A 25743-nucleotide genomic window follows, 5' to 3' on the forward strand; every position below is an offset into this window, starting at 1 on the left:
AATAGGATTTGGGATGAAACTGAACGAACTCTCTGACCGGTCCGGTGCACGCCGCCCGCGCAAGCGTATCGGCCGCGGGATTGGCTCCGGGTCCGGCAAGACCTCCGGGCATGGCCATAAGGGCCAGAAGGCACGCAGCGGCGTTGCGATCAAGGGATTCGAGGGCGGCCAGATGCCGATTTTTCGGCGGCTGCCGCGCCGGGGTTTCTGGAGTCCAAACCGGAAACGCTATCAAGTAGTAAACGTGGGCCGGTTGCAGCAGGCGATTGACGACGCAAAGCTCGATCCGTCGAAGCCGATCACCGAAAAAATCCTTTGCGAGGCTGGGATTGTCACCCACCCTCATGACGGGATCAGATTGCTAGCCAAGGGTCATATTAAGGCAAAAATCGCGGTCGAAGTCAGCGGCGCCTCGAAGGCGGCAATCGCCGCTGTCGAGAAGGCGGGCGGCAGGGTTACGGTAACGATGCCCGTCGCGAGCGGTGAAGAAACCGGCGCGTCCGGAGAGAATTAATGGCGTCAGCCGCGGAACAGCTTGCCGCAAATCTTAATTTTGGTGCTCTGGGCAAGGCGAAAGACCTTCGCCGTCGGATTTGGTTTACGCTCGGCGCCCTGATCGTTTACCGGCTCGGAACCTACATTCCTATCCCGGGCATAGACCCGACCATTCTTGCTGGGCTTTTCCAGCAGAATGCGGGTGGCATCCTTGGCATGTTCGACATGTTTTCGGGTGGGGCGCTGGGGCGCATGACGATCTTCGCCCTCAACATCATGCCTTACATCTCCTCCTCGATCATCGTTCAGTTGATGACGACCGTCTCGCCCCACCTCGCCCAATTGAAGAAGGAAGGCGAAGCGGGACGCAAAAAGATCAATCAGTACACGCGTTATGGGACCGTGTTGCTCGCGGCCGTCCAGGCATATGGGATTGCTATCGGTTTGGAAAGCATGGCCGGATCGCAAGGTTCGGCCGTTATCGACCCGGGAGCTTTCTTTCGGGCGACGACCGTGATCACGCTGGTTGGCGGCACGATTTTCCTTATGTGGCTGGGCGAGCAGATCACGGCGCGCGGGATTGGCAATGGCATTTCTTTGATCATTTTTTCCGGCATCGTCGCCAATTTGCCGTCGGCGATGGCGGGCACGATGGAACTTGGGCGAACGGGAGCGCTTTCGACGGTCTTTATCCTGCTGCTGCTCGTGCTGATCGTTGCCGTCATCACCTTCATCGTCTTTGTCGAACGCGCCCAGCGGCGGATCATCGTCCAGTACCCGAAGCGCCAGGCCGGCAATCGTATGTATGGGGGCGAGGCTTCACATATGCCGCTGAAGCTCAACACCGCCGGCGTGATTCCTCCGATTTTTGCGAGTTCGCTTCTTCTCATGCCGGCTACGCTCGCCGGTTTTTCGGCCAAGGAAGACAGTGGAGATTGGCTGACAACGGCCGCCGCCTTTCTCGGTCATGGGCAACCGCTCTATTTGATCGTTTTCACCAGCCTGATCATTTTCTTCGCCTTCTTCTATACGGCTGTCGTCTTTAATCCCGACGATACGGCGGACAATCTGAAGAAGTTCGGCGGCTTTATTCCGGGTATTCGGCCTGGCAAGAATACGTCGGAGTATCTAGATTATGTGCTGACCCGCCTGACGGTCGTCGGCGCTATCTATCTAGCGGTTATTTGCATTCTGCCGGAAATTCTGATCTCCGAATATTCCGTGCCCTTCTACTTCGGCGGTACGAGCCTGTTGATTGTCGTGACCGTAACTTTGGACACCGTCGGCCAGATCCAATCCCACTTGATTGCCCATCAATACGAAGGACTGATCAAAAAATCTCGGCTGAAGGGGCGTCCGCGATGAATATCATTCTGCTTGGCCCGCCGGGCGCTGGAAAAGGCACGCAAGCGAAGTTGCTCGAAGAGAAGCGTAGCCTCGTTCATCTTTCGACCGGCGATATGTTGCGCGAGGCGATCGCCTCCGGTTCATCTCTCGGCAAACAGGTGAAGGAGATCGTTGAATCGGGAGCCTTGGTGCCGGACGCGATTATTATTCAGATGATCGCGGAGCGCATTTCGGCCTCGGACTGCGCAAAAGGGTTTATTTTGGACGGCTTCCCCCGAACCGTGCGGCAGGCCGAGGCCTTGGATGCGATGCTGGCGAGAAAAAGCTGGAAAATCGATCATGTCGTCGAGCTTGCCGTTGACGACGAAGCGCTCGTTCAGCGCATCTCCGGGCGATTCAGTTGCGTAAAATGCGGGGCAGGCTACCACGATACGTTTAAGCAGCCGAAGGTGGATGGCGTTTGTGACGTCTGTGGCGGGCGGGAGTTTAGCCGGCGTAAGGACGACACGCCCGAGACAGTGAAGGCTAGGCTAGAGGCCTACCATGCCCAGACCGCCCCCATCTTACCATATTACCGCAAACAAGCCGTTCTCCGAATGGTGGACGGCATGGCCGATTTCGAAAGCGTCGCGACCCAGATCCAGACGGCATTGGGATAGGGTGATAATGGGTAGATTGATTGACTTGGGGCTTATTGTTCCTATAATCGCGCACCTTTCCTGACTATCTGCATGATTTTGGAACACCCTTTGTTTGGCTTACGCTTTCCTTAAAAAGCCAAGGGGTTGGAGGAAATTTCGGCGTGGCACGTATTGCGGGCGTAAATATTCCAACGAATAAGCGGGTTGCGATTGCGCTGACCTATATTCATGGAATTGGTCGGACAAAAGCGCAGGAAATCTGTGAGAAGGTCGGGATTCCGATCGAGATGCGTGTCGCGCAATTATCCGAAGACGAGGTCATCCGAATTCGCGAGGCGATTGACCATAGTTACATCGTCGAAGGGGATTTGCGTCGAGAAGTCGGCATGAACATTAAGCGCTTGATGGACCTCGGGTGCTACCGCGGGCTTCGGCATCGGAAAGGGTTACCGGTTCGTGGGCAACGAACCCATACGAACGCGCGTACGAGGAAAGGACCGTCCCGGGCTATTGCCGGGAAGAAAAAATAGTTTAAAACGAGGAAGGCATGGCTAAAGCTGCAGCGCAGCGCCCACGCCGCCGCGAACGGAAGAACATCGCTTCCGGTGTCGCGCACGTGAGTGCAAGCTTTAATAATACGACGATTACGATCACGGATGCCCAGGGCAATGCGATTGCTTGGGCGTCAGCGGGAAGCGAGGGGTTCAAGGGCTCGCGAAAATCGACTCCCTATGCCGCCCAGATCGCCGCAGAAGCCGCTGGTAACCGCGCGAAGGAACACGGTATGCATACCCTTGAAGTTGAAGTGAAAGGCCCTGGAGCGGGTCGTGAATCTGCACTTCGTTCGCTCCAGGCGGTTGGTTTCACGATCACGGCCATTCGTGATGTGACGCCGATCCCCCATAACGGTTGCCGCCCGCGGAAGCGTCGGCGGGTTTAGTGACGTTATCAGTCGGGCGGGGTTCGAGGAACGGCCCCCTTCGGCAGACGTCGCATGAGGCAACTGCGTGCTTACGGAAGACGTTCCGTCGTTAGAGGTTGTCCACGTGATCCAGAAGAATTGGCAAGGCCTGATTAAACCGAACAAAATCAACGTCCGAGAGGGCGTAGACCCACGGCGGGAAGCTTCCGTCATCATCGAACCCCTGGAAAGGGGTTTTGGGCTTACGCTGGGGAACGCGCTCCGGCGAATACTGCTCTCCTCTCTTCAAGGTTCCGCCGTCACCTCGATCCAGATCAACGGGGTTCTGCACGAATTCTCCTCCATCCCCGGTGTTCGTGAGGACGTGACGGATATCGTCCTGAACATCAAGTCGCTTGCCCTTATCCTGCACGGCGAAGGCCCCAAGCGGATGATTCTCAAGGCAACTGGACCGGGTGAGGTTACGGCCGCGCAGATCGAGGGCGGCCACGACATCGAAATCATGAATCCGGACCTTGTCCTCTTTACACTCGACAAGGGCGCCTCCGTGACGATGGAACTGACCGTCAACAGCGGGAAGGGCTACGTGCCGGCCACCCAGAACCGGCCGGAAGACGCGCCGATCGGCCTGATTCCGGTGGATGCGCTCTACAGCCCTGTGCGCAGGGTGACGTTCAAGGTTGAAAACGCGCGCGTTGGCCAGATCACGGACTACGACAAGCTTTCCCTGCAAGTCGAAACGGATGGAACCGTCAAGCCGGATGACGCCGTGGCGTACGCGGCGCGCATTCTGCAAGACCAGCTTAATCCTTTTGTCACTTTCGAGGAGCCGGTTAAGCGGCCGGTAGTGGAAGAAACGACGGAGCCCGAATTCAATCGCAACCTGCTTCGTAAGGTGGATGAATTGGAGCTTTCCGTTCGTTCCGCGAATTGTCTGAAGAACGACAATATTCTCTATATCGGCGATCTCGTTCAGAAGACCGAGGCGGAGATGCTGCGGACGCCAAACTTTGGCCGCAAATCGCTTAACGAAATCAAAGAGGTGCTTACCCAGATGGGGCTGCACCTGGGTATGGAGATTCCGAACTGGCCGCCGGAAAACATCGACGAACTGACGAAGCGCCTGGAGGAGCCGTACTAATCCCATGCGACATCGTTTGAAAGGCAGGAAGCTTAACCGCACCCGAAGCCATCGCAAGGCGATGTTTTCGAACATGGCTGTGGCGCTTATCAAGCACGAACAGATTCAGACGACTTTGCCGAAGGCAAAGGATCTCCGCCCCGTCGTCGAAAAGCTGATCACCTTGGGTAAGCGCGGCGATCTTCACGCGCGTCGTCAGGCGCTGTCGGCGCTTGGGGACAGCAAGATTGCGGACAAGCTTTTCACAACGCTGGCCGAACGCTATGCGGATCGGCCCGGCGGCTACACCCGGGTTATGAAATCGGGTTTTCGTTACGGTGACGCCGCGCCGATGGCGGTAATCGAGCTGGTCGATCGGGACCCGGAGGCCAAGGGTCAAGATTCCGGCCCGGTGCAGGAACGGTCGGAGGAGGCTGCCGAAAGCGCTGGCGCGTAAGCCTGGCTGCGTTGTCGGAGAGGGAGGGGGCGGTCGGATGGGCTGCCCCTTTTTTATTCGTTTCATCGGCCGCCGCCCGAAGGAGGCGAGGATTGAAAAAACGGGCCCTTGTTTGCGTTTTTGCCGCAATGCTGGGCATGCCATGGATCGCTTTTTGCCTGTCTGGTCAGGCTCTGGCGCAAACCCGCCTCGCGCCGGAATCAAAAGAGCAAATCCAGATTTCCTTTGCGCCGGTGGTGAAAAAAGCGGCGCCCGCCGTCGTCAATATCTACACTCGAAAAATTGTTGAAGGGCAGGGTCTCCCCTTTTTCGATGACCCCTTCTTCCAGCGCTTCTTCGGAGAAGGGCAGGGCCCAAGGCGAAAACGTGAACAAAGCTCGCTCGGCTCGGGCGTCATCGTCCGGCCGGACGGCTTGATTATGACCAGCAATCACGTGATTGCCGACAGCCGGGAAGTAATCGTGGCGCTGGCCGACCGGCGGGAATTCCCCGCCGAAATCGTCATGGCCGACAAACGGACGGACCTTGCGGTTCTCCGGATCAAGACAGGCAACGAGGCGCTTCCCTATCTGGAGATGGGGGATTCCGACGATCTCGAGGTCGGTGATCTTGTGCTGGCCATCGGTAACCCCTTCGGCGTTGGACAGACGGTGACGAATGGCATCGTCTCGGCGCTTGCCCGCACGACGGTAGGGGTAACCGACTACCACTTCTTCATCCAGACCGACGCGGCCATCAATCCGGGGAATTCGGGGGGCGCGTTGGTGACGCTGGATGGGCGCCTGATCGGCATCAATTCCGCGATATATTCGCGCACGGGCTCTTCGATCGGGATCGGCTTTGCGGTCCCGACAAACATGGCGCGCACGGTCCTTCACGCGGCCGAGGGCGGCGGCCTGGTTCGGCCTTGGCTCGGGGCTTCGGGCCAAGCCGTTACCCGGGAACTTGCGAATTCCCTAGGGTTAGACCGACCCGTCGGGGTTCTCGTGAACGCCGTTTATCCCGGAGGCCCGGCGGATCGGGCCGGGGTCAAGGTCGGGGACGTGATCACCCGGATTGAGGGCCATGAGATATATGATCTTGAGACCCTTCGCTATCGGATTGCGACGATGACGCCGAATGCGAAAATTGATGTCTCGATTGTGCGAACCCGCCGGAATCAAGAATTGACGACCACTTTGATGCCGCCGCCGGAAGACCCGCCCCGGAACGAGACTCAACTCGACGGGGCCCATCCGTTTGCCGGCGCCAAGGCCGCCAATCTTTCTCCCGCCTTGGCCGAAGAGCTTGGCGTCGACGGCATGCGTCCAGGCGTTGTCGTTCTCGAAATCGTTCGTGGCAGCCCGGCCAATCGGATCGGCCTCGAGGTCGGCGACGTCGTGCTGAAAATCAACGACCAGGACATCAAGCTGGTAAAGAATTTGATGGATTCTCTTGCCAAGCCGACAACCACCTGGCGCATCACTCTTCGTCGGGGGGAGGACGTCTTTACGACGACCCTACAACAAAGGTGACGACCCTTTTTGAATCGCAGGCGCCAAAACCGTTAGCGGATCGCCTTCGCCCCAAACGGATCGAGGACGTCGTGGGCCAGGACCATTTGCTGGGTCCGGACGCGCCTATTGGGCGCATGCTGGCATCGGGGCATTTGGTTTCGATGATCCTTTGGGGGCCGCCGGGTTGCGGCAAGACGACGATCGCCCGGTTGCTGGCCGACCGTACCTCGCTTGACTTCGTCTCCCTCTCCGCCGTTTTTTCCGGCGTGGCGGATCTGCGGCGGGTATTCGATGTGGCGAAGAAGCGCCGCGCGGCGGGAGAGGGGACCCTCCTCTTCGTCGATGAGATTCACCGCTTCAACCGGGCCCAGCAGGATGGCTTTCTGCCTTACGTCGAGGACGGCACCGTCACTTTGGTGGGGGCGACCACCGAAAACCCCTCCTTCGAGCTGAACGCGCCGCTTCTTTCCCGCTGCCAGGTGCTCGTTCTAAGGCGGCTCGACGAGCAGTCCCTCAAAACCCTGTTGGAGCGCGCCGAGGCGGCGGAAGGAAAGAAAACACCGCTCGACCCGGACGCCCGCCACGCGCTTCTTGCGATGGCGGACGGCGACGGGCGTTTTCTTCTCAATCTGGTCGAGGACCTTTTCCTGCAGCCGCCGAAGCTGCTGCTCGATACGGCAGGCCTTCTCGCCGCCGTGCAGCGGCGCGCGCCCATCTACGATAAAGGCCGGGAAGGCCATTACAACCTCATCAGCGCGCTCCACAAATCGCTTCGCGGTTCCGACGCGGATGCCGCCCTCTACTGGCTGGCGCGCATGCTGGCGGGTGGGGAAGATCCCCTTTACGTCGTGCGCCGCCTTGTCCGCTTCGCGGTCGAGGACATCGGCCTGGCCGATCCCGAAGCCATCCATCAGGCCTTGGCGGCAAAGGATGCCTATGATTTTCTCGGTTCGCCGGAAGGCGAGCTTGCCGTCGCCCAGGCCGTCATTTACCTGGCGACCGCGCCGAAGTCGAACGCCGCCTACAAGGCCTTCGGTGCCGCCAACCAGGCCGCGGTCGAGAGCGGTTCGCTCATGCCCCCCCAGCATATCCTGAACGCGCCGACCCGGATGATGCAGGAATTAGGCTATGGCAAGGGCTACGTCTATGATCACGACGTGGCGGAAGCGGTCTCCGGTCAGAACTATTTTCCCGACGGCATGGAACGCCCCGGCTTCTATCGCCCTTCCGATCGCGGGTATGAGCGCTCACTTCGTGAGCGTCTGACGCGCTGGCTGGAACTTCGCGAACGCCTGGCCGGAAACAGAACGGAAGAAGAAAAAAGATAATGCCCAAGGTGCACTCCCGCGGCGTGGCGGCGGACGAAGGTGGACTTCGTCTGGATCGCTGGTTTCGTCGGCACTTTCCGGAACTGCCCCATACCCACCTGGAGAGACTGCTTCGCAAGGGCGAAGTCCGGGTCGATGGCCGGCGCGCGAAAGCGGGCCTTCGTCTCGAATCCGGTCAAACGATTCGCATACCGCCCCTACGGACGGTGGAACGGCCGTCTCAGGAAGTGAGACCGGCACCCTCGGCGGCCGAAGCCAAGGCCTTGCGGGCGCGTGTCTTATATAAGGACGCCGACATCCTTGCCATTGACAAGCCGGCTGGCCTTGCCGTGCAGGGAGGCACGAAAACCCGCCACCATCTCGACGGTATGCTGGAGGCGCTCCGGTTCGAAAAAAAGGAGCGTCCGCGCCTCGTCCACCGCCTTGACCGGGAAACAAGCGGCGTTCTGGTTCTTGCCCGCACGCCGTCCGCCGCCGCCTGGCTTGCGGCGGCTTTTCGTGAGAAAACCGCCATGCGCAAGGTTTACTGGGCGCTCGTTCGCGGCGTGCCCAGGCCACCAAGGGGTGAGATTACGGCGCCGTTGGCTAAATTGGCCCATGGCAAGCATGAGCGCGTCGTTGCCAGCGCCGCGGAAGGCAAGGTGGCGCGAACCCGTTACGCGGTTCTCGACCAGGCTGGCCAGAAGGCGGCGTGGCTTGCGCTCCTACCGTTGACCGGGCGGACCCATCAGCTTCGTGTCCACTGCGCGACGCTCGGAGTTCCGATCCTGGGCGACTACAAATACGGTGGGTCAGCGGCGCGGATCGAGGGGGCCGGGCTTGCCAAGCGGCTTCACCTGCACGCCCGGGCGATCGAATTTCCGCACCCCAAGAAGGGAAAGGTGCGGATTCTTGCGCCCTTGCCCGAGGACCTGCTGGCAAGCTGGGCCTGTTTTGGTTTCGATCCAGCGTTCAAGGGCGACCCCTTCGCCGACTTTGCTTCGGGTGTGTTGTGAAACGTTTCTTTAAAACGGCCGGTGTCAGGCAGGAGACGGAAGGCTTCGCGGTGACCCTTGATGGCAAGACGGTCCGCACGCCCTTCGGGACGGCCGTCGTTCTTGTCTCGCGCCCGCTTGCCGAGGCAATCGCTGAAGAATGGGAAAGCCAGGAAGCGGAAATCCAACCGCATCGGATGCCGCTTATGCGTCTTGCGGCTATTACTCTCGATCACGTTGCGGCGGCGCGCGAGACGGTCGTCGCCGAGGTGGTGAAATACGTGACGACGGACCTTCTTTGCTACCGGGTCGCCGAACCGTTGGAACTTGCCGAGCGCCAGCTGGCAGTCTGGCAACCCCTGCTAGACTGGGTGGCCGGTCGCTTCGATGCGCCCCTTGCCGTGACGACGGATATCGTCGCCCTTGATCAACCGGCTGCTTCCCTTGCCGCTCTTGAGGCGGCCGTCTCCGGCATGAACAACCTCCGTCTGACGGCGTTGCGCGAATCCACGGCGATTTGCGGTTCCTTGGTCCTGGGGCTGGCGCTGCTCGAAGCAAAGATTGACGCGGAAACCGCCTGGCAGATTTCTCAGCTCGATGAAACTTTCCAAATCGAGAAATGGGGCAGGGTTCCGGAGGCGGAGGCGCGGCGCAACGACCTCCGTGAAAATCTCGCCGCGGCCGAACGCTTTCTTGTCCTTGGCAACGATTCGCTGGCCCCGCTTTCAGGCAGTTGACGGCGTCCCCCGCCTCAGGTAGCTTCCGTCACAAGGCCTTCATATTCTTGAATAATCGGGGGCAGAGACCCTCGAAACCATCAAGGGTCCGGGCCGGCCTTGGCGGGAAGGTAGCGTTCATGAAAAACATCCTGGAAGAGCTCGAGCGCAAACGCGCCGCGGCGCGCGCCGGCGGCGGCAAGAAACGTGTGGCGGCCCAGCACGCGAAAGGAAAACTCACCGCTCGTGAGCGTCTTGAGGTTCTGCTCGATCCGGATTCCTTCGAAGAATACGACATGTTCGTCGAGCATCGGTGCGGTGATTTCGGCATGGACCAGCAGAAAATTCCCGGCGACGGCGTCGTCACCGGCCACGGCACGATCAACGGCCGCCTCGTCTTCGTTTTCAGCCAGGACTTCACCGTCTTCGGCGGCTCCCTCAGCGAAACCCACGCCGAGAAGATCTGCAAAATTATGGACCAGGCCATGAAGGTGGGGGCGCCGGTTATCGGGATCAACGATTCCGGCGGCGCGCGCATCCAGGAAGGGATTGCTTCGCTCGCCGGCTACGCCGATGTCTTTCAGCGAAACGTGGACGCTTCCGGCGTTATTCCGCAGCTCTCGCTCATCATGGGTCCGTGCGCGGGCGGTGCGGTTTATTCGCCGGCGATGACGGATTTTATTTTCATGGTGAAGGACGCCTCCTACATGTTCGTCACCGGGCCCGACGTCGTAAAAACGGTTACCCATGAAACGGTGACCCAGGAAGAGCTCGGCGGCGCCATTACGCATACGACGCGCTCGGGGGTGGCGGACCTGGCTTTGGAAAACGATGTTGAAGCCTTGCTGCAGGCGCGTCGCCTGATGGATTTCCTGCCGTCTTCGAATCGGGAGCCGCCGCCGACCTACCCAACATCCGATGCGCCGGACCGGGCCGAGGAATCCCTCGACACCTTGGTGCCGGTGCATCCAAACAAGCCCTACGACATGAAAGAATTGATCCTGAAAGTCGTCGACGAAGGCGATTTTTTCGAGATTCAGCCGACCTATGCGCAAAACATCCTTATCGGCTTTGGACGCATCGACGGGACGACGGTCGGCATCGTGGCCAATCAGCCGATGGTGCTTGCCGGTTGCCTCGACATCGATTCCTCGCGCAAGGCGGCGCGCTTCGTGCGTTTTTGCGATTGCTTCAACATTCCCGTCGTCACTTTTGTGGACGTGCCTGGGTTCCTGCCGGGAACCGGCCAGGAATACGGCGGCATCATCAAGCACGGCGCGAAATTGCTCTTTGCCTTCGCCGAGGCGACGGTCCCGAAAGTAACCGTCATCACGCGGAAGGCCTATGGCGGCGCCTACGATGTGATGAGCTCGAAGCATCTGCGTGGGGATGTGAACTATGCGTGGCCGACGGCTGAAATTGCCGTCATGGGCCCCAAGGGGGCGGTTGAAATCATCTTCCGGCAGGACGCGGGAAATACGAAAAAAATCGAAGAGCGAACGGAAGAGTACCGGAAGAAATTCGCCAATCCCTTTATCGCCGGGCATCGGGGATTCGTTGACGATGTCATCATGCCGCATAACACACGGCGGCGGATCAGCCGGTCGTTAGCCATGCTGAAGAACAAGAAACTCGATAACCCCTGGAAGAAACACCCGAATATCCCTCTTTGAACGGAAAGACAATCCCGTCCGTCTGCCGTACTGGGGGTGGGGGCGGGGCGGAGGGAATGCGTCAGGAAAACCGATGGCGATGTTCAAGAAAATTTTGATTGCCAACCGAGGGGAAATCGCTTGCCGCGTCATCCGCACGGCTCGCAAGATGGGCATCCGCACCGTCGCCGTCTATTCCGAGGCAGACCAGGACGCCCCTCACGTTCAGATGGCGGACGAAGCGGTTTTCCTTGGGCCGGCGCCTTCCGCAGAAAGCTACCTCGCCATTCCGAAGATCGTGAAGGCGGTCCTGGACAGCGGCGCCGAGGCCGTGCACCCCGGTTACGGCTTTTTGTCCGAAAACCGCGCCTTCGCCATGGCGCTGGCCAAGGCGAAGGTCGCCTTCATCGGCCCGCCGCCGGAGGCGATCGCCGCGATGGGGGACAAGATCGAATCGAAGAAGCTTGCCAGCGAGGCCGGCGTCAACGTCATCCCGGGCCATATCGGCGTCATGAAGAACGCGGAAGAGGCGGTCCGGCTCGCCAAGCAAATCGGCTACCCCGTCATGCTGAAGGCGACGGCTGGGGGGGGTGGCAAGGGTATGCGGATCGCGCAGAACGAAAAAGAAGTTCACGACGGCTTCCGTTCGGCCCAGAACGAGGCGAAATCCAGCTTCGGAGACAACCGGCTTTTCATCGAAAAATACATTACCGAACCGCGCCATATCGAGATTCAGGTGTTGGCGGACGGCTTCGGAAACGTCATCCATTTGGGTGAGCGGGAATGTTCGATCCAGCGGCGGCACCAGAAGATCATCGAAGAATCGCCGAGCCCGGCGATCAAACCTGCGACCCGCGAGGCGATGGGGAAGCAGGCGGTGGCCCTGGCGAAGCGGGTCGGTTACCGTTCGGCCGGCACCGTTGAGTTCGTTCTCGACGGGAAGGGAAATTTCTACTTCCTGGAAATGAACACCCGTCTGCAGGTTGAGCACCCCGTCACCGAACTCGTGACCGGTATCGATCTCGTCGAACAGATGATCCGCGTCGCGGCGGGCGAGAAGCTTGCCATCAAGCAAAAAGACGTGAAGTGGAAAGGCTGGGCGGTCGAGGCGCGCATCTACGCGGAAGACCCGCTTCGGAACTTCCTGCCTTCCATCGGGCGTCTCGTTCGCTATCGCGAGCCGTCCGGCGAGGGAGTCCGTGTCGACAGCGGGGTAATAGAAGGAAGCGAGATCAGTCTTTTCTACGATCCGATGATCGCGAAGCTGTGCACATACGGGCCCGACCGTGCGGCGGCGATTCAGCGCATGCGTGCGGCGCTGGACGCCTACTATATCCGCGGAATCAACCAGAATATTCCTTTTCTCGCCGCCGTCATGGGGCATCCGCGCTTTATGGCAGGCAAGCTCACCACGCATTTCATCGCCGAAGAGTTTCCAGAGGGCTTTACCGGCACCGTCCTTTCGAAAAAAAATCAGGAAATGCTGATTGCCGTGGCGGCGATGGCGCACCAGCGCTTCGCCGAACGTGCGGCTGCCGTCAGCGGCCAGATGCCGCGCCACGGCGCGGGGGTGGGTACGGAATGGGTCGTAATCCTGAACGGCGAGCATTGTCCGGTTTTTCTCAAGCCGGAACTGGACGGCTTCGACGTAACAATCAACGGGAAGATCCATGCCGTCCGCAGCCAATGGTCGTTGGGGTCGCCGATTTTTCAAGGCACCGTCAACGCCGAAGCCGTCACGGTTCAGATCGATCGCAACGGGGTTGGATTTCGACTAAGCCACGCCGGCGCGACGAACGCTGTGCTGGTCGTAACGCGGCGCGGGGCGGAGCTCGTCTCCCTTATGCCGGAGAAGGAGCCGCCAGACCTCTCGGGCTTTCTTCTTTCTCCGATGCCCGGCCTTCTTGTCTCCGTGGCGGTAAAAAAAGGCCAGGAAGTGAAGGCGGGAGAAGAGCTTGCCGTCATCGAAGCGATGAAGATGGAAAACGTTCTTCGGGCGGGGGAGGATTGCAAGGTGGCGAAGGTTCACGCCAAGCCGGGGGACAGCCTGAACGTCGATCAGATGATTCTCGAATTCGAAGTGTAACCGCCGAAAGAGGGCCTGGTGATACAAGCGCACGCCTTTTTTCGAAACGCAGCCCTGGCGTTTAGCGCCGGCGCCCTCGGGGGGCTTGCGAACGGCTTGCTTCTTTGGTTGTTGGGGACGGCGGGAATTACGGCGGCGCTTGGTGTTGCGGTTGCGCCGGAGATCACGCCGGCTTGGCTTTACCCGCGCCTGGTATGGGGCGGGCTTTGGGGCGGGCTTCTGTTGCTGCCGCTCCTTTCCAGATCACCGGTGCGGCGGGGGTTGGTCTTCGGATGCGCGCCTGCGCTCGTCCAGCTTTTTATCGTCTTCCCGTATAAACTCGGGCAGGGAATGGGCGGGCTTGCCCTTGGCGAGATGACGCCGCTCCTTGCCGTGGTCGTGAACCTTGCTTGGGGCATCGTCGCCGCCACCGCCTACCATTCGATCCGATCGAAATAAGTGCATGCAGAAGGTATTGCTTCGCATTCACGGGCGCGTGCAGGGCGTCTGTTACCGGGCTTGGGCGGTGGCCGAGGCGAAGAAACGGGGGCTTGCCGGGTGGGTTCGGAACCGTCGCGACGGAACGGTCGAGGCATTGATCGCGGGTCCCGAGGCCGAGGTGACCGGTATGATCGCCGCCTGCGAGGCCGGACCCTTGGCCGCCCAGGTCACGGAAATCGAGGTTCGGGCAACGGACGAGGAAGCCGGCGACGATTTCGAGATGTACCCCACCATCTAACCTTCACTTTCCGAACACTTCTTCGAAAGTTTCCTTCAGGGCCGTATCGACGTCCGCCATCGGGGCCGTAACGCCGAGATCGGCAAGCGAAGTGACGCCATAATTGGCGTCCGCAATGCCACAGGGTACGATTCCGCGGAAATGGTCGAGATCGGGCGCAACGTTTAGCGCAACCCCGTGGTAGCTCACCCAACGACGGACCCGCACGCCGGTCGCGGCGATCTTGTCCTCCTGGCCGGGCCGTCCGCCAAAGGGGCTCCGGTCTATCCAGATACCGATCCGCCCTTCTCGCCGTTCGCCGCGCAGGTCGAAGCGGGCGAGCGCGCGGAGTACCCATTCCTCGAGGTTATGAACGTAGCAGCGGATATCGGTTCCGCGGCGTTGTAGGTCAAGCATCGCGTAGCCGATCCGCTGGCCGGGGCCGTGGTAGGTGAACCGGCCGCCGCGCCCGGTCGGGTAGACTGGAAATCGGCCGGCTTCTAGCAACTCCTCCGGCCGGGCGCTGGTGCCGGCCGTATAAATCGGCGGATGTTCGAGCAGCCAGACCATTTCCGGGGCCTCGCCCGAACGGATGGCGGCGACCCGGGTTTCCATCGCCGCGACCGCTTTTGGGTAGGGAACGGGCTCCCTGCTGACACGCCATTCGATGGACATGGCGGGGAGGCCCCGAGCCCCCTTTGATAGAGCGTCCTTGCACATCATTTTTCGATTTGGTATTCCCCCGGTTGGCGAAAGGCAAGTGTCCTGCGCTGGCGGGCGGTCGTGGCGGAATAGGTAGACGCGCAGCGTTGAGGTCGCTGTGGGGGAAACCCCGTGGAAGTTCGAGTCTTCTCGACCGCACCATTCTTGAAGAAAATGGCTCATTAAGGCGCTCCATCCGGGTAAGGCCCAGGTTATTGAAAAGGCGTGGCGGCAGCCATGCGGGTGAGCGTCCAGGAATCCAAGGTATTGGCATAGGGACCGCAACCTAGAAACTGGAGAAAATCGGAAATGGCTAGCGATCCGATCGTTATCGTCGGCGGGATGCGAACCCCGATGGGCGGCTTTCAGGGCGAATTGAAGGACGTTACCGCGCCGGAACTCGGTGCGATCGCCATCAAGGGCGCGATGGAACGGGCCGGTGTCTTGCCGGCGGATGTCAAAGAAGTCATTCTCGGCTGCGTACTGTCGGCGGGTTGCGGTCAGGTACCGGCACGCCAGGCGTCCTTGCGGGCCGGTATTCCGGAAAGTTCCGGCAGCACGACGATCAACAAAGCCTGCGGCTCCGCCATGAAAGCGATCATGCTGGCGCATGACCTGCTGCGGGCCGGCACGAACGACGTCATGGTCGCCGGCGGCATGGAAAGCATGACGAACGCCCCTTATCTCCTCACGAAGGCGCGCGGGGGGTACCGCATGGGCCATGGCGAAGTGTACGACCACATGTTCTACGACGGTCTTCAGGACCCCTTCAAAGGCGGCAATAACCTGATGGGCGTGTTCGCCGAGAATACGGCGGAGAAGTACCAGTTCACGCGCGAAGCACAGGATGCCTTTGCCATCACCTCGCTGAAGCGCGCCAAGACGGCCGGAGAGGATGGCACCTTCACCGACGAGGTGGTGCCGGTCACCGTGAAGACGAAGAAAGGCGAGACGGTCCTTACCCTCGACGAGCAGCCGCGGTCGGCAGACCTTGGCAAAATCCCGAATCTGAAACCCGCGTTCCGCAAAGACGGCACGGTGACGCCAGCCAATTCCAGCTCGATTTCCGATGGCGGGGCCGCCGTCGTGCTGATGCGGCTTTCGGAGGCCGAGAAACGCGGGCTCAAGCCGCGGGCGAAGATTATGGCCCACGCGACCCATTCCCAAGATCCGGCGTGGTTTACGACGGCACCCGTCTTCGCCATCCAGAAACTGCTCGAAACAATCGAATGGGATGCGAAGGACGTTGATCTATATGAAATCAACGAAGCCTTTGCCGTCGTGACGATGGTCGCGATGCGCGAGCTGGATCTGCCCCATGACAAGGTCAACGTTCATGGAGGTGCCTGTGCGCTTGGTCATCCGATCGGCGCTTCGGGCTGCCGGATTCTGGTCACGCTGCTGAACGCGCTTGAGAAGTACGACCTTAATCGCGGGGTGGCGTCCCTTTGCATCGGCGGCGGCGAAGCTACGGCCATGGCGGTTGAGCGGCTGCACTAGATGGCGCCGGTCTTCTTCTATTTCGATTTCGGTTCCCCTTACGGTTACTTGGCCAGCAAGCAAATCGATGCAATAGCGGCGCGGCATGGCCGCACCGTTGCGTGGCGGGCCTTCCTGGTTGGGGCTGCCGCCAAGCTTGCCGGCGTCCCCTCGATCTTCGATCAGCCTCTCCGTGGGCCCTACATGGTTCACGACATGCAACGCTTTGCGCGGCTTTTAGGGGTGCCGCTCAAGATTCCGCCCGTTCTGCCGATGCGTTCCCTGACGGCAAGCCGCGCCTATTACTGGCTGTTCGACCGGGACGAGGCGCTTGCAAAATCTTTCGCCACGGCCGTCTTCGATGCGGAATGGGGGGAGGGGCGCGACCTTTCCTTCGAAGCGGAAGTGGCGGCAGTGGCGGCGACCCTTGGCATCGAAGCACCCGCCCTTCTCGCCGCCGTCCACGCGCCGCCCGTCAAAGAGCGCCTGCGTCAGGAAGTCGAGGAAGCCATGGCGAAGGGGGTATTTGGTTCGCCCTTCTTTCTGGTGGACGGGGAAGGCTTTTGGGGGGTGGACCGGTTGGATCAGGTTGAGCGGTGGCTGGAAAAAGGCGGTTGGTAATTCCGTTTTGCGCTCTTTGCGGATAGAATCGCCGGACCGCCCGCCATACGATGCCGGGACAGCAAGGAGAAAAGGCGGATGACGCTTCCCAAGACGGTTCGCATGGTCGAAGTGGGTCCGCGCGACGGGCTGCAAAACGAACCCGGCGCGGTGCCGACCGCCGTCAAGATCGCGTTTATCCATCGCCTCGCTGAAACCGGCCTGCGCAGGATCGAAGTCGGCGCCTTTGTGTCCCCGAAGGCGATTCCCCAGATGGCGGACAGCGCCGAGGTTTTAGCAGAGCTTCGTCAAACGCCGGACCTGCGTTATGGGGTTCTGGTGCCGAATGTAAAAGGGCTCGAGCGCGCGCTCGCCGCCGGTGCCAAGGAAATCGAGATTTTCGGTGCCGTCTCCGAAAGTTTCTCGCAGCGAAACATCAATTGTTCGATCGCGGAAAGTCTCGACCGTTTCGCGCCGGTCTGCGAGGCCGCGAAGAAGCATGGCATTCTCGTGCGCGGGGCCGTTTCCTGCGTGCTGGGTTGTCCCTATGAGGGCGAGATCGCGCCTTCCGCCGTCGCCGACTATTCGGCTAAGCTTTACGAGATGGGCTGCTACGAAATTGCGCTCGGCGACACCATCGGAACCGGAACGCCGGCCAAGGCAAAACGCATGGTCGAGGCGGTTGCCGCCCGCGTACCGGTCGAAAGCCTCGCCGCCCATTTTCACGACACCTACGGTCAGGCGCTGGCCAATCTTTACGCCGTGCTGGAGGAAGGGATCGCCGTCGTTGATTCCTCGGTTGCCGGGCTTGGGGGGTGTCCCTACGCGAAAGGGGCGACCGGTAACGTTGCGAGCGAGGACGTCCTCTATATGCTGAACGGCCTCGGCATCGAAACCGGCGTTGATTTCGATCGTCTGGTCGATGCCGGCCAGTTCATCTGCGATGCCCTTGGGCGGGAAGTTAATTCGCGGGCAGGGATGGCGGCCTTCCGGAAGCGCAGTTAAGCGCCTTATTCACAACACCTATAGATTGTATAATACGCATGTTTACTAAATGTAAACGTGTGTACCCCAGGCTCCACTCCCAATACCGTTAGCAGCTTGCGGCGAGGATGGGAGGAAAGCTGGACGTGGACCTTGGACCGCTTAACGTGCTCGTTGTCGATGACAACAAGCACATGGTGCAGTTGCTGAAGGCGATTCTCTATTCGCTTGGCGTGAAGAATGTCCGCGAGGCTTATGACGGCGCCGACGCCTTCATGGAACTCCGGAATTTCCCGGCCGATATCGTCTTTACGGATCTCGCCATGTCGCCGCTGGATGGGCTTGAGTTCACACGGCTTGTGCGGAATGCCAAGGACAGCCCGAACCCCTATGTCCATATCATCATGTTAACGGGGCATACGGAGTTCGTCCGTTTGCGCGCCTCCATCGACGCCGGGATAACAGATTTTCTGGCAAAGCCGGTTTCAGCGAAATCCGTTTACCAGCGCATTCTTGGCGTCATTCGCAATCCGCCATCCTTTGTTCGCGAAAAGAATTATTTCGGACCCGACCGCCGACGGTTCCGCGAAGATCGGTTGAAAAGCAACTTCCTGCAGCGCTCCCGGAATAAAAAAACAAACCCTGGGAGCGAGCAACAGCTTAGTGCCGAAGGTCTGTCCCAGGACGAAGTCAGCAGGCTTCTGCAGGGCTAATATCGAAAAACACAAACGCCAAACCAAGGGGCTAGCGTGACGCCATGAAAAACGACCCGCGCGAAAATCTGGTCATCCCCTCTGCCAATCTTCTTCGCGTCCGGTTGGGCGTGAAGAGCGAGGCGGATTTTGAAATCGACCCGGAAAAACTCCAACAGGCCGAAGCCGCACTGGAGGCGCTTTATGAAAGTTATCCCGCATGGGTAACCCCGGACGTGGATCGGATGGCCAGGCTTTTGACGGAAATGACGGGCCTTTCCGCCAAGGCGCAGGCCTCTCATCTGGAAGAGATTTTCGATCTTGCCCACAATATCAAGGGGCAGGGCTTGAGTTTCGGGTATCCGCTCATGACGCGGATTGGCGAGTCGCTCTGCGGTTTTCTTCGCAAGAAGAGGACAATGGACGATGCAACATTTCGGCTGATCGAGGCGCATATACAGGCGATGCAGGTGGTCCTGCGGGAGCGGATCCAAGATGAGAAAGAGCCGCTTGCCATGCAGACGGTATCCGCGCTTCAGGCGGTCGGCGCCCGCCTCGCGTGATTTTCCTCGCGTTTGCCTGAAGGGCTGCCGGCGGGCGTTTGACGGGTGCTGGCTTTCGAGAGTGGCTTCCCTCTAATATGCGGTTATGCCCCTTCATCTCGTGAAGATGGCGGTGGGGATCGAAGACGTCGATCAGCTTGCCGTTGTTCAGAAAAAACGCATGGCCTCGGCCCGTGCGGGGCGCGTGTGCATCCATACGCGCAACACACCCAGCCGGAGGGACGAACTCCTCGACGGCGGGTCGATCTACTGGATCATCAAAGGCTATATTCGCGCTCGCCAGCGCCTATGCGGGCTTGACCGGAAGGCGGATGAGGAAGGGCGGCATTACTGTGAAATCTGGCTTGATTCGAAGCTGGTGAGGACCCAACTCTATCCGAGGAAACCGCAGCAGGGCTGGCGCTATCTCGAAAAGGGAGGGGCTCCCGCCGACTTGGATTCCGGTGGTCTGGACGACAGCCTTCCGCCGGAGATGGCGGCGGAGTTGCGCGGCCTTGGTCTTCTTTAAGCGAAAGCCTATGCATGCCCCAAAAAAATAAAGTCTTCCGTCTGGCGATGCGTGCGAGCATCCTTCTACCGTTCGCGGCCTTTTTCTTTTCGGCTTGCGCCCCGACAACCCAACGTATGGCGGTCGACCCGAAGCTGGCCGAGCAGGAAGCGGAAATACAACGCGAGATCGCGATCGAACTATTCCAGAGGCACGAACGCCGCCTGTTCAGCGTTGCCTACCCGGTTCTTGTCGGCGGCCGTTCTTTTTGCAAGGACAAGGTGGCCCCGCAAGTCGGCGCGCGCGTTTCTACGATCTACGCTTATCCCGAAGAATTTCGGAAGGCGGCCCGCAAGGTTTTTGGCGATAGCGAAAAGCTGCGCGTCTCTCTCATCGCCCCGGGATCCCCCGCCGAGAAGGCGGGTCTCCGGGAAGGGGACGTTCTGCTCCGGATCGATGGAAAGCCGCTGCCAACCGGGGAAAAGGCTTCGGCCGAACTCGCGAAACTTTACGATGAAGTCGCGCAAAAGAAAACCGCGTTCACCCTGGACGTTGAACGCGGCGCGGCGGCAATTTCGATCACGCTTACCCCGGAAACTGGATGCAACTATCCGGTCTTGCTGGCGAATGACGATTCGTTAAACGCCTTTGCGGACGGGGCGCGTATCGTAATCATGCGCGGCATGCTCCGCTTTGCGGAATCGGATACGGAGCTGGCAACCGTCATCGCCCACGAGCTTGCCCACAACGTGATGGAGCACATTTCCGCCAAGCAGGGGAACGTCATGCTTGGCACGCTGGCCGACATTCTGGCGGCGCTCGGCGGGGTGAACACGCAAGGGACTTTCGGGCGCCTGGGGTCGGCAGCGTACAGCCAGGACTTCGAGGCGGAGGCGGATTATGTCGGCCTCTATATCATGGTGCTGAGCGGATTGGAGATCGAAGGAACGGCGCATTTCTGGCGACGGATGGCGGCTGCCCATCCGCAAGCCATTCAGTCGGGAGGGTTCCTCGCCACCCATCCTTCAACGCCGGAACGTTTCCTTGCGCTCGAACAGACGGTCAAGGAAATCAAGGCGAAGCAGGCGGAGGGAAAGCGGCTCCGGCCGGAAATGAAGAAGAACACAAAAGTAGGAGGCTAGCGGCGCTTTTCCTTGAGCGGCTTGGTGTCGCTTACGGGGTGTCGCGGCCGGTTGGGCTCCGGTGCTGCGAGCGCCGTCGTTGCCCGGCAGGTGGCAAGGGATTTTGCGGCAAGGGCCTGGTATTCCCGGGTTCCTTGGCTCTTCCAGGCGATTTCCGCTTCGGTAAGGTCACGTAAGACTTTGGCCGGGATTCCCGCCACCAGGCTGCGGGGCGGGACTTGAAATTCGGATCGCACGAAGGCCATCGCGGCGACGAAGCTTTCCTCGCCTATGACGGCGCCGTCCATGACGACGGCGTTCATGCCGACCAGCGCGTCGCGCCGCACGATACAGCCGTGCAGAACGGCCCCATGGCCGATATGACCGTTCGTCTCGACGATCGTCTCGCGGCCTGGAAAGCAGTGGAGGACGCAATTGTCCTGGATGTTTGCTCCATCGCCAATCGTGATTCGGCCGATATCTCCCCGCAAGGCGGCGCCCGGACCGATATAACAGCCCCGGCCCACAATCACGTCGCCGATCAGGGTAGCCGTCGGGTGAACGAAGCTTCGAGGATCAATGACGGGGATAATCCCTTCGAAGGCATAGACATTTGGCGCCTCGGGGGGTGGTTTTGCCACGGCCTGTCTCCACGGTGCTGTCCGGAGCGAGCATAGTATCGGGGCCGATGCCTGTCATGGGGTTTCCATAAAAAGCGGCTGAAATCTTGGGCTTTTTTCCTTTGGCACCGCAAAATTCCGGCTTGTTCCCCATGGCCCTTCGGGGCATAGTCCGCTCGCTTATTCCGACCGAGGAGGAGGGCCCGTTTGGACCGTTCAAAACTTCCCACCTCCGCCTTCATTGACCCTTACGGCAAGAACCGGGCGGAGATCGATGCGCTGGCGCATGAGGTGCTGGATCTCGTGCTTTCCCACGCGACGGACGCGCTAGGCCGCCCGCCGGTGCCGGGTAAAGTAGACTTGCCTGCCTCGGTTGCCATTCCGGAAGAGCCGGTCGCGAAGGAACGCCTGCTGGAAATGCTACGAGCGATTGTGGTGGGTTCCATGAACGCGGCGCATCCGGGCTATGTCGGCCATATGGATCCCATGCCGACGACGATGTCGGTGCTTGCCGATTTTGTCGCCTCGACGCTGAACAACAACATGCTAAGCGTCGAGATGTCGCCGGTCTTTTCGCGCATGGAGCCGCTTCTCCTGAAGGCGATCGCGAAAGAGTTTGGTCTTGGCGACGACGCCGGCGGCGTGCTGCTCAGCGGGGGAAGCCTCGCCAACCTGCAGGCGCTTGCCGTTGCGCGGAACCTCGCCTTTGATGCCCATGGAAAGGGGATCGCCGGTCTCGACCGGCAACCGGTCCTGTTCGCATCCGAAGCGGCGCACACCTCGATCCAGAAGGCGGCCATGCTGCTGGGGCTCGGCACGTCGGCGGTAATTCCGGTCGCGACAGCTGCCAATTCCATCATGGATATCGCAAGCCTCGAACGGGGTATCCTGAAGGCCAAGGCGGAAGGCAAGGCGCCATTTTGCGTGGTTGCGACGGCTGGGACGACGGTGACCGGCAACATCGATCCGCTTGCCGATGTGCACCGTCTGGCCAAGGCCCATGGCCTCTGGTTCCATGTGGACGCCGTGTTCGGCGGCGCCCTTGTTCTCTCCAGGAATCAGCGTTGGCGCCTGCAAGGGGTCGAGCTTGCCGACTCGCTAGCCTTCAATCCCCAGAAGTGGCTCTACGTTTCAAAGACCTGCGCGATGATTCTGTTCCGGGACGCTCGCCATCTGAAGAACACTTTTCGAATTCAGGCTCCCTACATGCAGGATCCGGACGACATCCTCAACCTTGGCGAGATCAGCGTTCAGGGAACCCGCTATCCCGATATTCTGAAACTCTGGCTTTCGCTTCAGCATATCGGCCGGGAAGGCTACGCCCACCTCATCGACGAGGCGTACCGTTTGACGGAACGCTTCGTAAAAGAGGTTCTCGCGCGCCCCTATCTGGAACTTGCCGCGCGTCCGGAACTCAACGTTGTCTGCTTCCGTGCCGTTCCAGAATGGCTGCCGCCCGATTCCCGGGACGCCTGGAACGAAAGCTTGCAAATCCACTTGCTGAAGGAAGGAAACGCCTTCCTTTCGTTGCCGCGCTTTCGTGGGGGGCGGTGGCTGCGGGCGATCCTCCTCAACCCCTATCTTGAAGAGGACGCGATCGTAAAGCTGTTCCAGCGCATCGATGCCTATGAGGCAACGGCCCGCCGACGCCTGCCTTCGCCCTGCCTGGCTGCCGAGAGCGGCCGTTGATCCCTTGCCAGGGGTCAATTGCGGCGTTTTTCATAAAAAAAGCCGGTTTTCCAACAAATGCGTCCCGAGATGAGGCTTGAACAAGGCCGCTCCTGCGGGTAGGTTTTCTAGGCGCGAAATGGCTGCAATAAGGGAAAGAAGTCACTACCTTTTAACAGGTTGGACTTTCCCTGAGACACTCAGGCCCTTTCGAGCGCGGCTCGCGCAGGGGGTTGGCAAGGCGATGACGGAGTTTATCCGGGCATTCTGTGGTGCTGTTTGCGCGCGTGCGGCGCGCTGGTGCCTAGTGTATCGAACGAAAATTCGCTCCCACCCGCTGCGGACACGTGCGCGGCGCTGGCTTACCGTTAAACTTCCGGCCTTCTTCCACCAGCGGGTCTTTCCGCAACGGCAGATCCTGATGCGCTCGAACGGCAGGGTCCGTTACGTTAATCTTTCCTATGGCGTTCAAGCCCTCATCCTGATCGCTGCGGTTGGGCTGGTTGGCTGGGGCGGCTATGCGACGAATGCCCTTTTCGCAAAAGACCGTGTTCTGGCGGAAAAGAACCAACGGATCGCCGAGACGCTGGTCGCCTATCGCAACCTTCTGGATCAGTACGCGGAATCCCAGGCGCGTTTTGCCGTTGCCGCCCACAACCTGGAGGCTAATCACAGCTACCTGCTCGGCATCGTGAAGCCGGACGCGGTCACGAAGGTAGGAGCCGAACGGGAACCCATGGATTCAGCCGAGAAGGCGCACCGCGCCGGGTTGGAGATGATCTACCAGGCCAACCAACGGCTCAAAGGCTGGATGGAAGAAATTTACGCTTCCCAGCACGATTTGGTGCGCTCACTTACCGAAAAAACGCGCGACGATTTGAGTGAAACGAAGAAGCTGATCGCCGGGCTGGGAATCGATGTCGAGCGCGCCCTTTCCGAAGGACTGGCGACCGAGCTTGGCCAGGGCGGCCCCTTTGTGGCTTGGCGCCCGGATTCGGTGCCGGAGGAAACGTTCCGGACCGATCTGGCAACGCTTGACCGAAACATTGACCGCTGGGAAGGGATGCAGCAGTTGTTGCGCACCCTGCCGCTCACGACACCCTCCGACAATTTCTATGTTACAAGCAATTACGGCAGACGTGTGGATCCCGTAAATGACCGGCCGGCCATGCATTACGGGATTGATCTTGCCGGTGCGCACAAGTCCCCCGTCTTGAGCACTGCGCCCGGCGTTGTCGTTTTTACCGGATGGAATGGAAAATACGGTAAGGTGGTGGAGATTGATCATGGCCGTGGGATACGTACGCGCTACGGGCACCTTCATATAATTAGCGTGAAGAATGGCCAACGCGTCGGTTTCCGTGAACAGCTTGGCTTGATGGGCAGCACGGGTCGCAGCACGGGCACCCATGTTCATTACGAAATACGGGTGAATGGCACGCCATACAATCCGATAAATTTTTTCAAGGTGGGAAGTCATGTTTTCAAAAATTGGGAAAAATCCTAGGCAGCTGAATGGAATGACCTCTGGCCTTTCGGACCCTTCCATTCCTTCCATCATCAGTGCCAATCTGCACATTTCCGGTGACCTTATCAGCAACGGCGATTTGCAGATCGATGGAATCGTGGAGGGTAATGTTCGCAGTCAGACCTTGACGGTCGGCGAAAGCGCCAAGATCACCGGCAACGTGGACGCGGAAAGCGTCCAGGTCCGCGGAACGGTTACCGGCCAGATCAGTGCGCGGACCGTCACCTTGACAAAAACCTCGCACGTCGTCGGTGATGTCATCCATGAGACGCTCGCGATCGATGCCGGGGCTTATCTCGAAGGCGCTTGCCGTCATGTCGAATCGACCCGGCCCGCCGTTGAGATGATCGGCAGGAGTTCGGTGTCCGTCGAGCCCGAGAAGGAAGAAGCGCTGGCCCAATCCTCCTATACGGCCTATTCCGGCGGGCGCTCGGCCTGATCGCCGTCCACTCGGCTTAAGAAACTTTCGATGGCAGCGAAGGGAATGGGGTCATCGGGAAGCGGTACGTGACCGCAATCCGGGACCGTTACCCGTATCAGGTCCGGTTTTTCCGCCGCCATCTTCTTGAACGTCTCTTTCGTCAGAATGTCGGAAAGGTCGCCACGCAACGCGAGCGTCGGCACGCTGCGAAGCGATCGGTAGAACGGCCATAAATTGACCGGCGGTTCCCGACTTGCGAGCATCGGTTTTACGATATTGATGTCCCAATCGAAGTGCATCTGTCCGTTCTTGCCTTCACGGTATGTCCGCCGCGCCAGTTTTTCCCAGCCCGCCTCCGTTTTGATCGAGAGAGTCGGCATGATGGCCTGCAAATACTTGGCGGCGGCTTGCCAGGTCGGTTGCGGGCGGTCTTTGCGGATATAGGCCACGATGCGTGCCAGCCCTTCCGCCTTTATGTCCGGCCCGACATCGTTCAGGATGACGCCGGCCAGAGCCGTGGGTTTTGCAGCGCCCATCGCCATTCCGAGAATACCGCCGAGCGAGGTTCCGACGATCACGACATGGTGCACGCCGGTGACGGCAAGCAAATGATGAATATCGTTCAGATAGGTGCGCGGCTGATAGTTTTGCCAGTTCGGATCGTAAGCCGACCGGCCGCGGCCCCGGTAATCCGGCGCAAGGATGCGTCGCTCGCCAGCTAGAAGCTCGGCAAATTCGCTGAAGTCGCTGGAGTTTCGCGTCAGGCCGCCGAGGCACAGCAAGGGCGTTTTCTTTACAAGCTGGCCGCCGTAGTCACGAAAATAAAGGCGAAGCCCGTCCTCGGACGTAAAATACCTTTCACGATAGCTTGGCGGTCCCTGGTTCATGTGGCAATTTTATTGCTTTGTAGCAGGTGGCGGGAAGGCGGGTTGCCCGCTGGCGAGGAA

The 25743-nt window shown here is 59.9% G+C and carries 28 protein-coding genes and 1 tRNA gene; 26 read left to right on the forward strand and 3 right to left on the reverse strand.

Annotated elements, in window-relative coordinates:
* The first annotated feature begins 13 nt into the window (after positions 1-13).
* The 15 genes from rplO to AB1781_00690 all read left to right on the forward strand — a co-directional run bounded on the left by rplO (position 14) and on the right by AB1781_00690 (position 13952).
* Positions 14-514 carry a 50S ribosomal protein L15 gene (rplO, locus tag AB1781_00620; GenBank protein MEW5703082.1) on the forward strand — a complete coding sequence of 167 codons (501 nt, stop codon included), beginning with the start codon at positions 14-16 and terminating at the stop codon, positions 512-514.
* Positions 514-1860 (forward strand): preprotein translocase subunit SecY, encoded by a 1347-nt coding sequence (secY, locus tag AB1781_00625; protein ID MEW5703083.1) that lies wholly within the window; start codon positions 514-516, stop codon positions 1858-1860. Before rplO ends, secY begins: the two co-directional genes overlap by 1 nt.
* Positions 1857-2501: an adenylate kinase gene (locus tag AB1781_00630; GenBank protein MEW5703084.1), complete on the forward strand. Its 645-nt coding sequence runs from the start codon at positions 1857-1859 to the stop codon at positions 2499-2501. Before secY ends, AB1781_00630 begins: the two co-directional genes overlap by 4 nt.
* Before the next feature lie 143 nt (positions 2502-2644).
* Positions 2645-3013 (forward strand): 30S ribosomal protein S13, encoded by a 369-nt coding sequence (rpsM, locus tag AB1781_00635; protein MEW5703085.1) that lies wholly within the window; start codon positions 2645-2647, stop codon positions 3011-3013.
* Positions 3014-3030: 17 nt separating this feature from the next.
* Positions 3031-3423 (forward strand): 30S ribosomal protein S11, encoded by a 393-nt coding sequence (gene rpsK, locus AB1781_00640; protein MEW5703086.1) that lies wholly within the window; start codon positions 3031-3033, stop codon positions 3421-3423.
* A 106-nt stretch (positions 3424-3529) separates the two neighbouring features.
* On the forward strand, positions 3530-4546 hold the full coding sequence (locus AB1781_00645) for a DNA-directed RNA polymerase subunit alpha (GenBank protein ID MEW5703087.1): 1017 nt from the start codon (positions 3530-3532) through the stop codon (positions 4544-4546).
* 4 nt (positions 4547-4550) lie between these two features.
* Positions 4551-4982, forward strand: a complete 432-nt coding sequence (gene rplQ / locus AB1781_00650) for a 50S ribosomal protein L17 (GenBank protein MEW5703088.1) — start codon at positions 4551-4553, stop codon at positions 4980-4982.
* A 92-nt stretch (positions 4983-5074) separates the two neighbouring features.
* The gene (locus tag AB1781_00655) at positions 5075-6496 is read left to right on the forward strand and encodes a DegQ family serine endoprotease (protein ID MEW5703089.1); all 1422 of its coding nucleotides are present in this window, start codon (positions 5075-5077) and stop codon (positions 6494-6496) included.
* Positions 6493-7806 carry a replication-associated recombination protein A gene (locus tag AB1781_00660; GenBank protein MEW5703090.1) on the forward strand — a complete coding sequence of 438 codons (1314 nt, stop codon included), beginning with the start codon at positions 6493-6495 and terminating at the stop codon, positions 7804-7806. Before AB1781_00655 ends, AB1781_00660 begins: the two co-directional genes overlap by 4 nt.
* Positions 7806-8801: an RluA family pseudouridine synthase gene (locus AB1781_00665; protein ID MEW5703091.1), complete on the forward strand. Its 996-nt coding sequence runs from the start codon at positions 7806-7808 to the stop codon at positions 8799-8801. The genes AB1781_00660 and AB1781_00665 overlap by 1 nt, the downstream gene beginning before the upstream one ends.
* Entirely contained in the window at positions 8798-9517 is a 720-nt protein-coding gene (locus tag AB1781_00670) for an ATP12 family protein (GenBank protein ID MEW5703092.1), read from the forward strand. Before AB1781_00665 ends, AB1781_00670 begins: the two co-directional genes overlap by 4 nt.
* A 119-nt stretch (positions 9518-9636) precedes the next feature.
* Positions 9637-11169 (forward strand): acyl-CoA carboxylase subunit beta, encoded by a 1533-nt coding sequence (locus AB1781_00675; protein ID MEW5703093.1) that lies wholly within the window; start codon positions 9637-9639, stop codon positions 11167-11169.
* Between the two features lie 79 nt (positions 11170-11248).
* The gene (gene accC, locus AB1781_00680) at positions 11249-13234 is read left to right on the forward strand and encodes an acetyl-CoA carboxylase biotin carboxylase subunit (protein MEW5703094.1); all 1986 of its coding nucleotides are present in this window, start codon (positions 11249-11251) and stop codon (positions 13232-13234) included.
* 18 nt (positions 13235-13252) lie between these two features.
* Positions 13253-13672, forward strand: a complete 420-nt coding sequence (locus AB1781_00685; protein MEW5703095.1) for a hypothetical protein — start codon at positions 13253-13255, stop codon at positions 13670-13672.
* 4 nt (positions 13673-13676) lie between these two features.
* Positions 13677-13952: an acylphosphatase gene (locus tag AB1781_00690; protein ID MEW5703096.1), complete on the forward strand. Its 276-nt coding sequence runs from the start codon at positions 13677-13679 to the stop codon at positions 13950-13952.
* A 3-nt stretch (positions 13953-13955) separates the two neighbouring features.
* Here the strand turns inward: AB1781_00690 and lipB are convergent, their stop codons facing one another.
* On the reverse strand, positions 13956-14606 hold the full coding sequence (lipB, locus tag AB1781_00695) for a lipoyl(octanoyl) transferase LipB (protein ID MEW5703097.1): 651 nt from the start codon (positions 14604-14606) through the stop codon (positions 13956-13958).
* Positions 14607-14708: 102 nt separating this feature from the next.
* Between lipB and AB1781_00700 the strand changes: the two genes are divergently transcribed.
* The 8 genes from AB1781_00700 (at position 14709) to AB1781_00735 (ending at position 20580) form a co-directional block, all read left to right on the forward strand.
* Positions 14709-14795: transfer RNA gene (locus tag AB1781_00700), tRNA-Leu, on the forward strand.
* 147 nt (positions 14796-14942) lie between these two features.
* A complete protein-coding gene (locus tag AB1781_00705; GenBank protein MEW5703098.1) occupies positions 14943-16133 on the forward strand; it encodes an acetyl-CoA C-acyltransferase in 1191 nt (396 codons plus the stop codon).
* Complete coding sequence (locus AB1781_00710) at positions 16134-16733, forward strand: 2-hydroxychromene-2-carboxylate isomerase (GenBank protein ID MEW5703099.1); 600 nt, start codon at positions 16134-16136, stop codon at positions 16731-16733. It abuts the gene before it with no gap.
* 78 nt (positions 16734-16811) lie between these two features.
* Complete coding sequence (locus AB1781_00715; GenBank protein ID MEW5703100.1) at positions 16812-17717, forward strand: hydroxymethylglutaryl-CoA lyase; 906 nt, start codon at positions 16812-16814, stop codon at positions 17715-17717.
* Between the two features lie 125 nt (positions 17718-17842).
* Entirely contained in the window at positions 17843-18409 is a 567-nt protein-coding gene (locus AB1781_00720; protein ID MEW5703101.1) for a response regulator, read from the forward strand.
* A 44-nt stretch (positions 18410-18453) separates the two neighbouring features.
* On the forward strand, positions 18454-18951 hold the full coding sequence (locus tag AB1781_00725) for an Hpt domain-containing protein (GenBank protein MEW5703102.1): 498 nt from the start codon (positions 18454-18456) through the stop codon (positions 18949-18951).
* Between the two features lie 85 nt (positions 18952-19036).
* Positions 19037-19459 carry a DUF1489 domain-containing protein gene (locus AB1781_00730; protein ID MEW5703103.1) on the forward strand — a complete coding sequence of 141 codons (423 nt, stop codon included), beginning with the start codon at positions 19037-19039 and terminating at the stop codon, positions 19457-19459.
* Positions 19460-19575: 116 nt separating this feature from the next.
* Entirely contained in the window at positions 19576-20580 is a 1005-nt protein-coding gene (locus tag AB1781_00735; protein MEW5703104.1) for a M48 family metallopeptidase, read from the forward strand.
* On the opposite strand, the gene AB1781_00740 is transcribed toward AB1781_00735, so the two are convergent.
* Positions 20577-21200, reverse strand: a complete 624-nt coding sequence (locus AB1781_00740; protein MEW5703105.1) for a transferase hexapeptide repeat family protein — start codon at positions 21198-21200, stop codon at positions 20577-20579. The genes AB1781_00735 and AB1781_00740 overlap by 4 nt on opposite strands.
* Before the next feature lie 186 nt (positions 21201-21386).
* On the opposite strand from AB1781_00740, the gene AB1781_00745 reads away from it, so the two are divergent.
* From AB1781_00745 to AB1781_00755, 3 genes are all read left to right on the forward strand, one after another.
* Positions 21387-22868, forward strand: coding sequence for a pyridoxal-dependent decarboxylase (locus tag AB1781_00745; protein ID MEW5703106.1), 1482 nt, complete (start codon positions 21387-21389; stop codon positions 22866-22868).
* Between the two features lie 223 nt (positions 22869-23091).
* Complete coding sequence (locus AB1781_00750) at positions 23092-24354, forward strand: peptidoglycan DD-metalloendopeptidase family protein (GenBank protein MEW5703107.1); 1263 nt, start codon at positions 23092-23094, stop codon at positions 24352-24354.
* 13 nt (positions 24355-24367) lie between these two features.
* Positions 24368-24814 (forward strand): polymer-forming cytoskeletal protein, encoded by a 447-nt coding sequence (locus AB1781_00755; GenBank protein ID MEW5703108.1) that lies wholly within the window; start codon positions 24368-24370, stop codon positions 24812-24814.
* Here the strand turns inward: AB1781_00755 and AB1781_00760 are convergent.
* Complete coding sequence (locus AB1781_00760; protein MEW5703109.1) at positions 24790-25683, reverse strand: alpha/beta hydrolase; 894 nt, start codon at positions 25681-25683, stop codon at positions 24790-24792. The two genes, AB1781_00755 and AB1781_00760, sit on opposite strands and share 25 nt — an antisense overlap.
* Positions 25684-25743 lie beyond the last annotated feature (60 nt).

The sequence above is a fragment of the Pseudomonadota bacterium genome (assembly GCA_040752895.1).
Lineage (GTDB): Bacteria > Pseudomonadota > Alphaproteobacteria.

Bases quoted from the DNA above. Each gene is read 5' to 3' on its own strand.
- AB1781_00760 (MEW5703109.1), bottom strand. From the start codon at position 25,683: ATGAACCAGGGACCGCCAAGCTATCGTGAAAGGTATTTTACGTCCGAG.
- AB1781_00690 (MEW5703096.1), top strand. From the start codon at position 13,677: ATGCAGAAGGTATTGCTTCGCATTCACGGGCGCGTGCAGGGCGTCTGT.
- AB1781_00675 (MEW5703093.1), top strand. From the start codon at position 9,637: ATGAAAAACATCCTGGAAGAGCTCGAGCGCAAACGCGCCGCGGCGCGC.
- secY (MEW5703083.1), top strand. From the start codon at position 514: ATGGCGTCAGCCGCGGAACAGCTTGCCGCAAATCTTAATTTTGGTGCT.
- AB1781_00725 (MEW5703102.1), top strand. From the start codon at position 18,454: ATGAAAAACGACCCGCGCGAAAATCTGGTCATCCCCTCTGCCAATCTT.
- AB1781_00750 (MEW5703107.1), top strand. From the start codon at position 23,092: ATGACGGAGTTTATCCGGGCATTCTGTGGTGCTGTTTGCGCGCGTGCG.
- AB1781_00735 (MEW5703104.1), top strand. From the start codon at position 19,576: ATGGCGGTCGACCCGAAGCTGGCCGAGCAGGAAGCGGAAATACAACGC.
- AB1781_00730 (MEW5703103.1), top strand. From the start codon at position 19,037: ATGCCCCTTCATCTCGTGAAGATGGCGGTGGGGATCGAAGACGTCGAT.
- AB1781_00710 (MEW5703099.1), top strand. From the start codon at position 16,134: ATGGCGCCGGTCTTCTTCTATTTCGATTTCGGTTCCCCTTACGGTTAC.
- AB1781_00705 (MEW5703098.1), top strand. From the start codon at position 14,943: ATGGCTAGCGATCCGATCGTTATCGTCGGCGGGATGCGAACCCCGATG.
- AB1781_00665 (MEW5703091.1), top strand. From the start codon at position 7,806: ATGCCCAAGGTGCACTCCCGCGGCGTGGCGGCGGACGAAGGTGGACTT.
- AB1781_00630 (MEW5703084.1), top strand. From the start codon at position 1,857: ATGAATATCATTCTGCTTGGCCCGCCGGGCGCTGGAAAAGGCACGCAA.
- AB1781_00755 (MEW5703108.1), top strand. From the start codon at position 24,368: ATGACCTCTGGCCTTTCGGACCCTTCCATTCCTTCCATCATCAGTGCC.
- rpsK (MEW5703086.1), top strand. From the start codon at position 3,031: ATGGCTAAAGCTGCAGCGCAGCGCCCACGCCGCCGCGAACGGAAGAAC.
- lipB (MEW5703097.1), bottom strand. From the start codon at position 14,606: ATGTCCATCGAATGGCGTGTCAGCAGGGAGCCCGTTCCCTACCCAAAA.
- rplO (MEW5703082.1), top strand. From the start codon at position 14: ATGAAACTGAACGAACTCTCTGACCGGTCCGGTGCACGCCGCCCGCGC.
- rplQ (MEW5703088.1), top strand. From the start codon at position 4,551: ATGCGACATCGTTTGAAAGGCAGGAAGCTTAACCGCACCCGAAGCCAT.
- accC (MEW5703094.1), top strand. From the start codon at position 11,249: ATGTTCAAGAAAATTTTGATTGCCAACCGAGGGGAAATCGCTTGCCGC.
- AB1781_00715 (MEW5703100.1), top strand. From the start codon at position 16,812: ATGACGCTTCCCAAGACGGTTCGCATGGTCGAAGTGGGTCCGCGCGAC.